The organism is Bradyrhizobium sp. LLZ17, from assembly GCF_041200145.1.
GTDB lineage: Bacteria > Pseudomonadota > Alphaproteobacteria > Rhizobiales > Xanthobacteraceae > Bradyrhizobium.
This window is the reverse complement of sequence record NZ_CP165734.1, coordinates 1,248,484-1,261,249: the sequence shown is the minus strand read 5'-3', so window position 1 is coordinate 1,261,249 and position 12,766 is coordinate 1,248,484. Positions and strand designations below refer to the sequence as shown.

General features: G+C 61.8%; 8 protein-coding genes and 3 pseudogenes. 7 read left to right on the top strand and 4 right to left on the bottom strand.

Annotated features, from left to right (window positions below; all coding sequences use genetic code 11):
• The first annotated feature begins 26 nt into the window (after positions 1-26).
• The 6 genes and pseudogenes from metG to AB8Z38_RS06215 all read left to right on the top strand — a co-directional run bounded on the left by metG (position 27) and on the right by AB8Z38_RS06215 (position 6,660).
• Positions 27-2,008 (top strand): annotated as a pseudogene (metG, locus tag AB8Z38_RS06240) (methionine--tRNA ligase).
• A 13-nt stretch (positions 2,009-2,021) separates the two neighbouring features.
• Positions 2,022-2,796: pseudogene (locus AB8Z38_RS06235) on the top strand (TatD family hydrolase).
• A 12-nt stretch (positions 2,797-2,808) separates the two neighbouring features.
• Positions 2,809-3,606 carry an MBL fold metallo-hydrolase gene (locus AB8Z38_RS06230; RefSeq protein WP_369723563.1) on the top strand — a complete coding sequence of 266 codons (798 nt, stop codon included), beginning with the start codon at positions 2,809-2,811 and terminating at the stop codon, positions 3,604-3,606.
• A 144-nt stretch (positions 3,607-3,750) separates the two neighbouring features.
• Positions 3,751-4,338 (top strand): TRAP transporter small permease, encoded by a 588-nt coding sequence (locus AB8Z38_RS06225; protein ID WP_369723562.1) that lies wholly within the window; start codon positions 3,751-3,753, stop codon positions 4,336-4,338.
• Positions 4,339-4,340: 2 nt separating this feature from the next.
• Positions 4,341-5,654, top strand: coding sequence for a TRAP transporter large permease (locus AB8Z38_RS06220; RefSeq protein ID WP_369723561.1), 1,314 nt, complete (start codon positions 4,341-4,343; stop codon positions 5,652-5,654).
• Between the two features lie 28 nt (positions 5,655-5,682).
• A pseudogene (locus AB8Z38_RS06215) lies at positions 5,683-6,660 on the top strand (TRAP transporter substrate-binding protein).
• Positions 6,661-6,746: 86 nt separating this feature from the next.
• On the opposite strand, the gene AB8Z38_RS06210 reads toward AB8Z38_RS06215, so the two are convergent.
• A complete protein-coding gene (locus tag AB8Z38_RS06210) occupies positions 6,747-7,652 on the bottom strand; it encodes a helix-turn-helix domain-containing protein (RefSeq protein WP_369723560.1) in 906 nt (301 codons plus the stop codon).
• Between the two features lie 186 nt (positions 7,653-7,838).
• On the opposite strand from AB8Z38_RS06210, the gene AB8Z38_RS06205 reads away from it, so the two are divergent.
• Positions 7,839-8,324, top strand: coding sequence for a hypothetical protein (locus tag AB8Z38_RS06205; RefSeq protein WP_369723559.1), 486 nt, complete (start codon positions 7,839-7,841; stop codon positions 8,322-8,324).
• 154 nt (positions 8,325-8,478) lie between these two features.
• Here the strand turns inward: AB8Z38_RS06205 and AB8Z38_RS06200 are convergent, their stop codons facing one another.
• From AB8Z38_RS06200 to AB8Z38_RS06190, 3 genes are all read right to left on the bottom strand, one after another.
• A complete protein-coding gene (locus tag AB8Z38_RS06200) occupies positions 8,479-9,960 on the bottom strand; it encodes an NCS1 family nucleobase:cation symporter-1 (protein WP_369723558.1) in 1,482 nt (493 codons plus the stop codon).
• 320 nt (positions 9,961-10,280) lie between these two features.
• Positions 10,281-10,973 (bottom strand): TetR/AcrR family transcriptional regulator, encoded by a 693-nt coding sequence (locus AB8Z38_RS06195; RefSeq protein WP_369723557.1) that lies wholly within the window; start codon positions 10,971-10,973, stop codon positions 10,281-10,283.
• Between the two features lie 142 nt (positions 10,974-11,115).
• Entirely contained in the window at positions 11,116-12,765 is a 1,650-nt protein-coding gene (locus AB8Z38_RS06190) for an acyl-CoA synthetase (protein WP_369723556.1), read from the bottom strand.
• Position 12,766: the final 1 nt, after the last annotated feature.

The window sequence follows — 12,766 nt, the reverse complement described above, 5'->3', positions numbered from 1 at the left end:
TTGAGAAGCCGGCAAAGGAATTCGTGGTGGCATCGCGAGCTAAGAAAACCGTCAAGCGCAAGAGCGGCAGGAAGACTGCGAAGAAGCCTGTGAAAAAGGCTGCGAAGGCGCGTGCGTCTAAGGCGTCCAACAAGGCCAAGAAAAAAGCCAAGAGAGCGGCCTCCAAAAAACGCGTGACGAAGGCGACAAAGACAGCCGGCAAGAAGGCTGCGAAAAAAAACGGCTCGGCGCCAAGAAATCATCAAAGACCAAGAAGGCATCGACGAAGAAGGCGGCCAGGACGCCGGCCAAGGCACCTTCGGAGAACACCGCGCCAGCGAAGAAGATAGCCAAAAAAGCGACGGCAATTGCGCCGGCTGCGGCGCCAGTTCCTGTCATTGCTCCGGCGAAAGCCCTCAAGCCGAAGGCGCCGCGCGCGCCGAAGAGTGCTGCCCCGAAGGCTACAGCGCCCGTAGCGGCAGCTGCGCGCGACAACGTTTTCTACATCACGACCGCGATCGCCTATCCCAACGGCAGTCCACATATCGGCCACGCCTATGAGGCGATCGCGACCGACGTGCTGGCGCGCTTTGCGCGGCTCGACGGCAAGGACGTGTTCTTCCTGACTGGCACCGACGAGCACGGGTTGAAGATGATCCAGACCGCGCAGAACGAGGGTCTCACCCCATCCGCGCTCGCCGCCCGCAATGCCGGCCGTTTCAGGGAGATGGACGAGCGTCTGAACGTGTCGTTCGACCGCTTCATCCGCACCACCGAAGAGCAGCACCACCGCTCGAGCCAGGAAATCTGGCGCCGCATGGCTGCGAACGGCGACATCTATACCGACATCTATTCCGGCTGGTACTCGGTGCGCGACGAGGCGTATTACGCCGAGGATGAAACGCGCCTGAACGACGACGGGGTTCGTCTCGGGCCGCAGGGCACGCCGGTCGAGTGGGTCGAGGAGAAGAGCTACTTCTTCCGCCTGTCGGTCTATCAAGACAAACTGCTCAAGCTCTACGAGGCGCAGCCCGATTTCATCGGCCCTGACTCGCGCAAGAACGAGGTGGTAAGCTTCGTACGAGGCGGGCTGCGCGACCTCTCGATCTCGCGCACGACGTTCGACTGGGGCGTCAAGGTACCCGGCGACGAAGAGCACGTGATGTATGTCTGGGTCGACGCACTGACCAACTACATCACCGGCGTCGGCTTCCCCGAGGAGGGCGACAAAAACTGGCGCTATTGGCCAGCCGACGTGCACATCATCGGCAAGGACATCATCCGCTTCCACGCCGTGTACTGGCCGGCATTCCTGATGTCGGCCGGCATTGCCCTGCCGAAGCGGGTCTATGCCCACGGCTTCCTGTTCAGCAGGGGCGAGAAGATGTCGAAATCGGTCGGCAACGTCGTCGACCCCTTCAATCTCGCCGACCAGTATGGCGTCGACCAGATGCGCTATTTCTTTCTGCGCGAAGTGCCGTTCGGCCAGGACGGCAACTACAATCACGAAGCCATCGTCGCGCGCATCAATGCGGATCTCGCCAACGACCTCGGTAACCTCGCGCAGCGCTCGCTGTCGATGATCGCAAAACAATTCGGCGGCGTGCTGCCGGAGCCGGGCGAATTCAGCGACAACGACAAGGCGATCCTGGCGCAGGCCGACGGCATGATCGCAGCCAGCCGCCAGGCGATGGCGACGCAGCAGATCCATCACTGGCTCAATACCGTGTGGGCCGTGGTCGCGGAAGCCAACCGCTACTTTGCGGGCGAGGCGCCGTGGGCGCTCGCCAAGACCGATCCGGCACGCCAGAAAACGGTGCTCTATGTCACCGCCGAAGTCGTGCGCCAGGTTGCGATCCTGGCCCAGCCGGCGATGCCGACCGCATCGGGATTGCTGCTCGACAGCCTCGGTGTCCCAGCGGCCGAGCGCGACTTCGCCATGCTTGGCGGCGCCAAGCGCATCATGCCAGGCTCAACGCTTCCGGCGCCGACACCGGCGTTCCCGCGCTACATAGAGCCGGCGGCCTAGAGGCGTTCGCACGATGCTGGTCGACAGTCACTGCCATCTGGATTTTCCGGACTTTGCCGAAGATCTCGACGGCATCGTATCGCGCGCCCGCGCGGCCGGCATCGGCCGCATGGTCACGATCTCGACCAGGGTGCGCCGGCTCAACGACCTCATCGCGATCGCTGAACGATACGACGACGTCTATTGCTCGGTCGGCACCCATCCGCACAATGCGGATGAGGAGGACGGCATCGCACCAGACGAGCTGATCGCGCTGACGCAGCATCCGAAAGTCGTGGCGCTCGGCGAAGCCGGGCTCGACTATTTCTACGATGACGGCTCGCCCGAGGCACAGGCGAGGCTTTCGCGCCCACATTGCCGCGGCCCGCGCGACCGGTCTGCCGCTCGTGATCCACACCCGCGAGGCCGATGAGGATTGCGCCCGCATCCTGGAAGAGGAAGCCGCGAAGGGATCGTTTCGCGCCGTGCTGCATTGTTACACGGGTGGGCGCGAGCTGGCGCTGAAGGCGGTGTCGCTTGGGCACTACATCGGATTCACGGGCATCCTGACCTTCAAGAAGTCGGAGGCGCTGCGTTCGCTTGCGGCCGAACTGCCGTCCGATCGCATTATGGTCGAAACGGATTCTCCATATCTTGCGCCCGGCAAGTTTCGCGGCAAACGCAACGAGCCGGCTTATGTCGTCGAGGTCGCAAAGGTGCTGGCCGAGAGCCGCGGCGTGTCGGTCGAGGAGATCTCGCGCCAAACCACCGAAAACTTCTTCCGCCTGTTCTCGAAGGTGAAAGCCTGAATTGGGAGCCGCATGACACTGACGCTGACAATCCTGGGCTGCGGCTCCTCCGCCGGCGTGCCGCGTCCGGCCCTCGGCTGGGGCGCCTGCGATCCCAATAATCCCAAGAACCGCCGCCGCCGTTGCTCGCTGCTGGTCGAGCAGACATCAGGTCATGGCACCACGCGCATCGTGATCGATACGTCGCCCGACCTCCGCGAGCAGTTGATCGATGCCAATGTCGACCACATCGACGCCGTGTTCTTGACGCACGAACATGCCGACCAGACCCACGGCATGGACGATCTGCGCTCGGTCGTGATCCATATGCGCAAGCGCATTCCGGTCTATTTCAATCAGTCGACCGCCAAGGACATCATGGCGCGGTTCTCCTATTGCTTCATCTCACCGGAGGGCAGCGACTATCCGCCGATCCTCAGCCGGCATTCGATTGAGGCCGGTGAGACGCGGGTGATCGGCGGCAAGGGCGGGGACGTCACGATGACTGCCTTCGTGGTCCAGCACGGCCAGATCCCCGCGCTCGGCTATCGCATCGGCAATGCGGCCTATACGCCCGACCTCAACGACATCCCGCGCGAGAGCTGGGACGCGCTGGAGAATCTCGATCTCTGGATCGTCGACGGCCTGCGCTATACCGGCCATCCCAGCCATTTCAGCATCAACGACGCGCTGTCCTGGATCGAACGCTTCAAGCCGAAGCGCGCAGTCATCACCAACATGACGGCCGACGTCGATTACGAAGTGATCCGGCAATCGCTGCCATCCGGCGTGGTGCCGGCCTATGACGGAATGCGGCTGGAGACGCACTGAGCATATCCAGCAGAAATTTGCTGCAGGGTGGGATGCTCCTTGCTTCGCAAGCCTCATCGTGTTGGTCTAACGTCTGAAGGACAGAGGCTGGGCTGGTGGCGATAGTCAGGCTTGATTAGGCCGCTGGATGAGGATGGGGACCGCGTGGCAGGGCACGAGCACGATGTAAACTCTGCCGGACTGGTCCGGCGCGCACTGGATCTGCTTTATCTCGGCTCGGGCATCGCGGCCGGCGTATTCCTGGTTGCGATCTTCGCCATCATGATGGCGATGTCGGTCGGGCGGCAGTTTGCGCTCAACATTCCAGCCGGTGATGATTTCGCATCATGGTGCATGGCCGCAATGGCCTTTCTCGGCCTCGCCCACACCTTCAAGCGCGGCGAGATGATCCGCGTCGGCCTGCTGCTGGAACGCCTGCACGGACGGACCAAGCAGGTCGCGGAGATCGTGGCGCTCGCAATTGCGACCGCCTTCGTTCTCTATTTCACCCGACACGCGTTGCAAATGACTTACGACTCCTGGCGCTTCAACGACGTGGCGCAAGGCGTGCTCGCGGTTCCGCTCTGGATTCCCCAGCTTGGCTTTGCCGGCGGCCTCGTGATCCTGTCGATCGCGCTGATTGACGAGATGGTCAGTGTCGTGGGCGGCAAGCGGCCAACCTACGAGAAGGGCTCGCCGGACGAGACGCCGGACGAATTCATCGAGCGCATCTCGCAGGGCGGTGGAGGTTGACCATGGCCAATCTCGGCATGATTGAGCTTTCCTTCGTCCTGCTCGGCGTCATGATCCTGCTGCTCGGAAGTGGGGTCTGGATCGCGGTTTCGCTCGGGCTCGTCGGCTTCGTCGCGATGGCGCTGACCACGAGCCTGCCCCTAGGGTCGGTGCTGGCCACCACCACCTGGAGCGCGAGCTCGTCATGGACGCTAGCCGCGCTGCCGTTGTTCATCTGGATGGGTGAACTCCTATTTCGCACTAAATTGTCCGAGGAGATGTTCCGTGGCCTATCGCCCTGGGTGCAGTGGCTGCCGGGCCGGCTTACGCATGTGAACGTGATCGGCTGCGGGATCTTCGCAGCGGTGTCAGGGTCGTCGGCAGCGACCTGTGCCACCATCGGCAAGATCGCCCTGCCGGAGCTCGACAAGCGTGGTTACGACAAGGCTCTCAGTCTCGGCTCTCTCGCTGGCTCCGGCACGCTCGGCCTGTTGATTCCGCCTTCGATTCCGATGGTGGTCTACGCGGTCACGGCGAACGTCTCCGTGCTCCAGGTCTTCCTCGGCGGCTTCCTGCCGGGCGTACTCGTGATGGTGCTTTATTCCGGATACATCATCATCTGGTCACTGCTGAACCCAAGCAAAATTCCGCCCCGCGACCCGCCGATGCCGTTCCGGCAAAAGCTGCGCGAGTCGGCGCGGCTTGCACCTTGCCTGCTGCTGATCCTCGCGGTCTTCCTCTCCCTCGTGCTCGGCTTTGCAACCGCAACCGAATGCGCCGCATGGGGCGTCACGGGCGCACTGCTTCTGGCGTGGTGGAGCGGCACGCTGACGCGCAAGAACTTCTTCGAGAGTATCATGAGCGCCACGCGCCTGACCTGCATGATCATGCTGATTCTGGCGGGCGCGGCCTACACCACGGCGGCGATGGCCTATACAGGCATCCCCGCGGCGCTCGCCACCTGGGTCCAGGGGCAGCACCTTACGCCGGGCATGCTCGCGCTATATCTCAGCATCATGTACATCATCCTGGGATGTCTGATCGACGGCATTTCGATGATCGTACTGACCGCAGTCATCGTGCTGCCGATGGTGAAGCAGGCCGGGCTCGATCTGGTCTGGTTTGGCGTCTATCTGATCATCCACGTCGAGATGGCGCAGATCACGCCGCCGGTCGGCTTCAACCTGTTCGTGCTTCAGAACATGAGCGGCCGCGACACCATCACGGTTGCGCGGGCGGCGTTCCCGTTCTTTGTGCTGCTGCTGGCCGCGGTGTTCATCATCACCGAGTATCCGCGGATCGTGATGCTTCTGCCCAAACTCGCTTTCCCCGACTGATCTCAATTCGACCGTGAGGAGAAGTCCAATGAAGTCTCGTCTCATTCGCGCAGGCCTGATCGCCGGCGCCTTGCTCGCCGCAACGCCCGTCTCGGCCCAAACTAAGTGGAACTTGCCGGCAGCATACCCCGCCGACAATCCGCATTCAGAGAACCTAGTCGCCTTCGCCAAGGACGTCGAAGCCGCCACCTCGGGCAAGCTTCAGATCACGGTCCATCCGGGAGCCTCGTTGTTCAAGGCCCCCGACATCAAGCGTGCGGTGATGACCGGCCAGGCGCAAATGGGCGAGGTACTGCTGTCGATCCATGAGAATGAGGACCCGGTCTACGGTATCGACGTCGTGCCTTTCCTTGCGACCAGCTTTCCGGATGCGATGAAGCTTTATCAGGCCTCCAAGGCCCTGATCTCCAAGAAGCTGGATGCACAAGGCCTCAAGCTGCTCTTCGCCGTGCCCTGGGCGCCGCAGGGGGTCTACGTCAACAAGCCGCTTGCCACGATCGAGGACATGAAGGGCCTTAAATGGCGCGCCTACAATGTCGGAACCGCGCGCATCGGCGAACTGGTCGGCGCCCAGTCGGTCACGATCCAGGCGGCCGAGCTGCCGCAGGCACTCGCCACCGGCGTCGTAAACTCGTTCATGTCGTCGGGCGGCACCGGCTATGATGCGAAGGCCTGAGGGTCGCTGAAATACTTCTACGACGTACAGGCCTGGATCCCCAAGGACTACACCTTCGTCAACAAGGCCGCCTTCGACGCGCTCGACAAGCCGACCCAGGAAGCCATCCTCAAGGCCGCCGCCACCGCAGAGACGCGCGGCTGGAAAGCCTGGGAAGAGAAGGCCAATTGGTACATCGACCAGCTCAAGGCCAAGGGCATGACGGTCGAGCCGCCGAGCACTGCGCTGAAGGCCGGCTTCCAGAAGGTTGGCGAGCAGCTCACGGCCGACTGGCTCAAGAAGGCCGGCGCCGATGGCCAGGCCTTGATCGACGCCTATAAGAAGATGTGAATCGGGACGGCGCCTACAAGCGCGGCGTCTATCCGCGCTTGTTATCGCATCGGCAATCGGCCTCCTGCGATACGCGGCCTCATGGATCAACCTTTGCGAACCAATCGCCAGCGTCCGGGTGTGGCGCCGGTTGCCGCTGAGAAGACTCTGGTAAAATGGCTCTGATCCGCGAAGCCGCATTTGATCGCAATCTCCGTGAGCGACAGCGGCGAGTCCGCCAGCAGCACCTTGCTTTGCTCGATGCGCTGATTCATCAACCATCGGTGCGGCGGAGTTCCGGTGCTGACCCGGAAAGCGCGGGCGAAGTGGGCGGCTGATACGCCACATTCGCTGGCGATCCGTGCCAGCGGGATTTCGCCATGGAGATTCGCGCGAATGAGTGCCTTCGCCGTCCGAAGTTGCCATGGCGCCAATCCGCTACGGTAAGAGCGAACGCGGGGTCGGCCGACGGCATATTTGTTGAGGAAATGAGTGTTCAGCGCCATCGCAACGTGGCCCACGAAGAGCTCGTTGGCCTCATGGGGCCTTTCGAGCATCGGCAGAAGGCAATGGCCCAGATGAGCCATGACCGGATCGAGGAAGTTCGCGCCCGCGGCAACGTCATATTCAACGCGACCAAGCTCAAGCTGGTTCGCCAGGTCGTTTAGCGTGCCATGGGGCAGATACAGGTAAATAAAGTCAAAGGGATCGCGGAAGTGAACGACCGTTTCACATCGCAGATCGTAGATGCTCGTCTCGTCCTTCAAGGCGCCCTTGGGCGCGTATCGACCGTCCAGCCACGACTCGGCTCGCTGATACTGCAGCCGAAGGCAAAGTGCGAAGGCCTCGTCCGGAGGGGACGGCAGCGTCGGATCGCCGACCGGTCCGGAATATGCCATCCGCGCCGCGGCGAACGTTCCTTTTTGCAGCGACTTGACCAGGCCCGAGCGCGGCTCGCTGATCATTGGAAACAGCTTCGCAAGCCGATCTCCGTAGAGGCCAGCATCGGTCATGATGCGCTGCCAACACGCGGTCGAGCCCGATCGGTCCGGTCTGCGCTCGGTTGTGATGCCCTTGCCTGATTTTCTTGCAGGCTTGTTTCGATCAATCGTGGCTCAGGACGTTCAAGCGCCCCGGGGCCGGCGCCCCTAGATTGTGGCGCCACTTCGACTTCCACGCTGGTTGCCCCCGGAGCATCGATGCATTTCAGAACGATCAAGCCGCACGTCATGTCGGCATCGGCGCAGACCAATCTGTCCTTCCTGGAAGATCTCGTTCGCGCTGCCCGCTCCCGATTCAGCGCGTTGCTGGACAGACTTGCTGAACCGCAAGCCAGGTCATTGCCGAAGCCTTTAGGCGAACGGAGATCCCGCGACATCAATCCGGGTAGCCGCAAGCACGGTCTAGCGGGCGCGACCGAAGATCTGACCGCTATCCTCACCGTGATGGATCGGATGGTCGGCGAGCTCTTGCTGGAATCGAAGCAGTCATGGGCCTCCGTGGGATATGTCTCCGGTAACGTCCATAAGGTCGCCTTTGGACGACGGGGATTGCTTGGTGGCCGGAAGCGGAACGATTTGTCCGCGGTCGCGGTCGACGAGAGGCTCAGGCGCACGCCGCGCCTGGTGATCTCGCTGCTGGAGGTTGCCACCATATTGGAGGAGGCGGTCGCAGATCTGCAATAGGTCAAGACCGGTGATGGGAGTGGCGACAAGTAGCGGCATCGCCACCGATCGCTGCGACATCGTACTAGACTGGCATGCGCGTTCGACCGAACGCGCATGCTGATTGTGTTGCGGGAGCGCCGCCCAGATGACGGTCGACCCGCAACTCCGAAACTCATTCGCCCGCCCCGACGATGACGGCAACCGGCCTTTGCTCCTTCGAGAGCGCCCGGTAGATCAATCCGCCGGCGCTGGCCCCGATGAGCCATCCCCAGTCACCGACGTTGAAGATCAGTCCATAGGCGCCCAACAGGGACAATCCGATGGACAGCGTGCCGGAGAGGGCGAGCGCAATCAGCGCCTTGTGATTCCAGCCTCCCTCGTAGTTGAACGCGCCGCCCGGCGACATCGTGTAGAGGTCTTCGACTTTCACGATCTGCCTTTTCACGAGGTAATAGTCGGCGATCATGATGCCGAACATCGGTCCGAGCGTTGAGCCAAACACGCTGACGAACAGCGTGATGGCCGAGGGGCTCGCGACGAACAACCAGGGACAGACCAGCACCGACAGGATCGACGTGATAAGCCCGCCCATCTTGAAATTGATGCGCTCCGGATTGAGGTTGGAGATGTCATAGGCGGGCGAGACGAAGTTGGCGACGATGTTAATGCCCATGGTCGCGACGATGAACGTAATCGAGCCGACGATGACCACAATCGGATTGCCGATCTTCTCGACGATCAGGACCGGATCCATGATCGCTTCGCCGAAAACCTTCAGCGTGCCGGCTGTCACGATCACCGTGATGATCGAAAACACCAGGAAGTTGACGGGCAGGCCGAGCAGATTTCCCTTTCTCATGGCGTCCTCGTCCTTGGCGAACCGGGCGAAGTCGCCGAAGTTGAGCAGGAGAGCCGAGAAGTAGGCGACGATCAGCATGGCGGCATTCGCCATCACGCCAACCGTTGCCGCGTTCGAGGCCGCGGGAGGACTGAGCTGAAGCGACAGGCTCGAAAGGCCGCTCTGCCACAGCATCCAGATCGCAAGGGCGAACATGATGACGTAAACCACCGGCCCGCAGAAATCGATGAAGCGGCGGATGCGCTCCATCCCGCTCAGGAAGATGATGAGCTGGAACAGCCACATGAACAGAAAGCTGAACCAGGCAAGGGTCGACAGGCCAATGATGCTGTTATGTGTCAGATCGGCCGCCGAGGGAATTAGGGTGACGATCAGGATCTGAACCGCCTTCGAGGCGAAGTAGGTCTGCACGCCGTACCAGACGATGCCGACGACCCCGCGCACCGTGGCGGCAAGATTGGCTCCCATCACCCCGAACGACACGCGCGCCATGACCGGGAAGGGGATCCCGTAGCGCTGGGATGGCCGACCGATGAGGTTCATCAGGAAGTAGACCGCCGTGATGCCCACCGTCATCGAAATGAGGACCTGCCATCCGGTCAAGCCGAGAAAAAACAGGCTTGCCGCGAACGTATAGCCGCCGACCGAGTGGACGTCCGACATCCACATCGCAAACAGGCTGAAGACACCCCAGGTTCGCCCCTCGGGCGCGGTTGGAGCAAGGTCGTGATTGTAAAGCTTTGGATGGGCCCCGGTGATGATCAGCGTGGGAACGTCGCCGCTGTTGGATGACATGTCCTCTACCTCGAATTTGCTGGCGCAGGAGTAACTGCCTCGTTGGAAGCCGTAATCCCGCTGTTGATGCCCGCGTCTTGCGGACGATCGGATCGAAGCAAGCGACATGCCATTTTTATAACGATCGTTAAAATCATTTTACGATTGATAAAATAATTTTACAAACATGATTTTTCGATCTTGCGATCGACGATCGGCCTAATTCTTGACGGCAATCGTAGGTAGAGTAGCAGGTTCTGGCCAAGATGTCCCGCGCATGAGCGAAATGGCGATACGGGGGAGTAGGTGCGCTCGCGAAAAACGAGCGGCCGAACAAGGGGCTAGGTGCCGGGCCCGGCGGGGTCCGAAAGGCCAAGTCCGCCGAAAACGAGCTGGAGGATCGTCGCCTTGGCCGCGGCGTAATCGGCCTCTTCGAGCTGTCTCTTGCCCTTCATGATGATCATCTGGCTGGAATAATCCGCATAGGCCTGGGTCATCGCCCAGATGCAGAAGAACAGATCGACAGCGCTGATCCGCCGAATCGCCCCGCTCGCGGCCCATTGGTCGAGGGTCTTGACCTTCTCGAGCAGCAACGGTGTCGAGACTTTTTCGATGAAGCTGCCGATGAATTGCGCACCGCTGATGATTTCGTTGGCGTAGATGCGCGACAGATGCGGGTGGTCTCGCGAGAAATCGATCTTCCTGCTGACGTAGCGCACGAGGATGGTCTCGATGTCGGACGTCATGTCGAGACTATCCATGTCTCGTGCCCACATGTTCATCGCGCGTTCCAGCACCGCGCGATACAGATCCTCCTTGTCCTCGAAATAGTAGTAGATGTGGGGCTTCGCGATCGACGCCTTTTTGGCGATCAGTGCCGTCGTCGCTCCTCGAAAGCCGAAATGCCCAAAGACGAACTCCGCCGCATCGAGAATTTTTCCTTCGATGTCGGGGCCGGGCGCTTCCTTGCGGCCGCCTTTTGGCGCACGGCGGATGCGAAAGACTTTCAGCTTGTCGGCGGACCTGGTTGCCATAGAGCCTCGATAGGGAGCTTTTCCTTCGCGCGCGAAGGCTGAGCGGACGGTTCGCAGGATTGACTCGGCGAGCCCGGCCGGAAACTGCCTTGCCTGTCCAGCTTTATCAAGCAATTAGGACGGGCAGGTCCAGGGAATCGGCTCAGGCCGTAATCGCCCTTGCCGATCCCACCTCGTTGCGCAGCAGGAATTTCTGGATCTTGCCCGTCGACGTCTTCGGGATCGGCCCGAACACGACCGCCTTCGGCGTCTTGAAGCCACTCATATGCGTACGGCAGAAGGCGATGATGTCGGCTTCGCTGGCGCTGGCGCCGTCCTTCAACTCGACGAAGGCGCAGGGCACCTCGCCCCATTTCGGGTCCGGCTTGGCGACAACGGCCGCGAACAGCACGGCGGGATGCTTGTAGAGGATGTCCTCGACCTCGACGGAGGAGATGTTCTCGCCCCCGGAGATGATGATGTCCTTGGAGCGGTCCTTGATGATGACGTAGCCGTGCTCGTCGAGCACGCCGAGATCGCCGGTGTGAAACCAGCCGCCCTCGAACGCCTCCTTGGTCGCCTTCTCGTTCTTCAGGTAGCCCTTCATCACGATGTTGCCGCGGAACATGACCTCGCCGATGGTCTCGCCGTCGCGCGGGACTTGCCTCATGGTCTGCGGATTGATGACGGTGACGGCTTCCTCGAGCGGGTAGGGCACGCCCTGCCGGCGCTTCATGCTGGCGCGCTCGGCGGCGGGGAGATCGTCCCAACCGGGCTGCTCCGCGCAGACGGAGGCGGGGCCGTAGACCTCGGTCAGGCCATACACGTGGGTCAGCTTGATGCCGATGTTCTCTGCGCCCTCCAGAACCGCAACCGGCGGCGCGGCGCCTGCGATCAACCCGACAACGCGGCGAGCGGCGTTACCTTTCGGCGCATCGGGCGCGTTGATCAGCGTGTTGTAGACGATCGGCGCGCCGCACATGTGGGTAACGCCGTGCGTCCTGATCAGCTCGAAGATTTTCGTCGGCTCGACCTTGCGCAGGCAAACATTGATGCCGGCGGCGGCTGCAATGGTCCAGGGGAAGCACCAGCCGTTGCAGTGGAACATCGGCAGCGTCCAGAGATAGACAGGATGCTGGCCGAGTTGGCCTGCGAGGATATTGCTGACGGCATTCAGATAGGCGCCGCGATGATGGGTGACGACGCCCTTCGGATTGCCTGTCGTGCCGGACGTGTAGCTCAGCGCGATCGCGTCCCATTCGTCCCTGGGCGGGATCGCAGTGAAGTTTGGATCGCCCTGCGCGACAGCAGCCTCGTATTCGATCTCGCCGATGCGCTTGCCGCCCATGAAGGCGGCATCGTCGACGTCGATCACGAACGGCTTTGGGCCGCTCATCTGCGCCAGCGCGTCAGTGATCACGCCCGGAAACTCGGGATCGACCAAAATGATCTTCGCTCCGCCGTGCTCGAGCTGAAAGGCGATGGAGGGTGCATCGAGGCGGATGTTGAGCGCGTTGAGCACGGCGCCCGTCATCGGCACGGCGAAATGCGCCTCGTTCATCGCAGGAATATTCGGCAGCATCGCTGCGACGGTGTCGCCGACGCCGATGCCCTTGCCCGCGAGGTAGGAGGCGAAGCGCTTGCAGCGCTCGTAGGTCTGCGCCCAGCTGAAGCTGCGGCCCTCGTAGACGGTGCTGACGTGATCGGGATAGACGGCGGCGCTGCGCGCGAGGAAGCTCAGCGGCGTCAGCGGGACGTAGTTGGCGGGCGTCTTGTCCAGGCCGACATTGTATTGGTTCTGCCGCTCACTCATC

Bases quoted from the DNA above. Each gene is read 5' to 3' on its own strand.
- AB8Z38_RS06230 (WP_369723563.1), top strand. From the start codon at position 2,809: ATGACACTGACGCTGACAATCCTGGGCTGCGGCTCCTCCGCCGGCGTG.
- AB8Z38_RS06220 (WP_369723561.1), top strand. From the start codon at position 4,341: ATGGCCAATCTCGGCATGATTGAGCTTTCCTTCGTCCTGCTCGGCGTC.
- AB8Z38_RS06210 (WP_369723560.1), bottom strand. From the start codon at position 7,652: ATGACCGATGCTGGCCTCTACGGAGATCGGCTTGCGAAGCTGTTTCCA.
- AB8Z38_RS06205 (WP_369723559.1), top strand. From the start codon at position 7,839: ATGCATTTCAGAACGATCAAGCCGCACGTCATGTCGGCATCGGCGCAG.
- AB8Z38_RS06200 (WP_369723558.1), bottom strand. From the start codon at position 9,960: ATGTCATCCAACAGCGGCGACGTTCCCACGCTGATCATCACCGGGGCC.
- AB8Z38_RS06195 (WP_369723557.1), bottom strand. From the start codon at position 10,973: ATGGCAACCAGGTCCGCCGACAAGCTGAAAGTCTTTCGCATCCGCCGT.
- AB8Z38_RS06190 (WP_369723556.1), bottom strand. From the start codon at position 12,765: ATGAGTGAGCGGCAGAACCAATACAATGTCGGCCTGGACAAGACGCCC.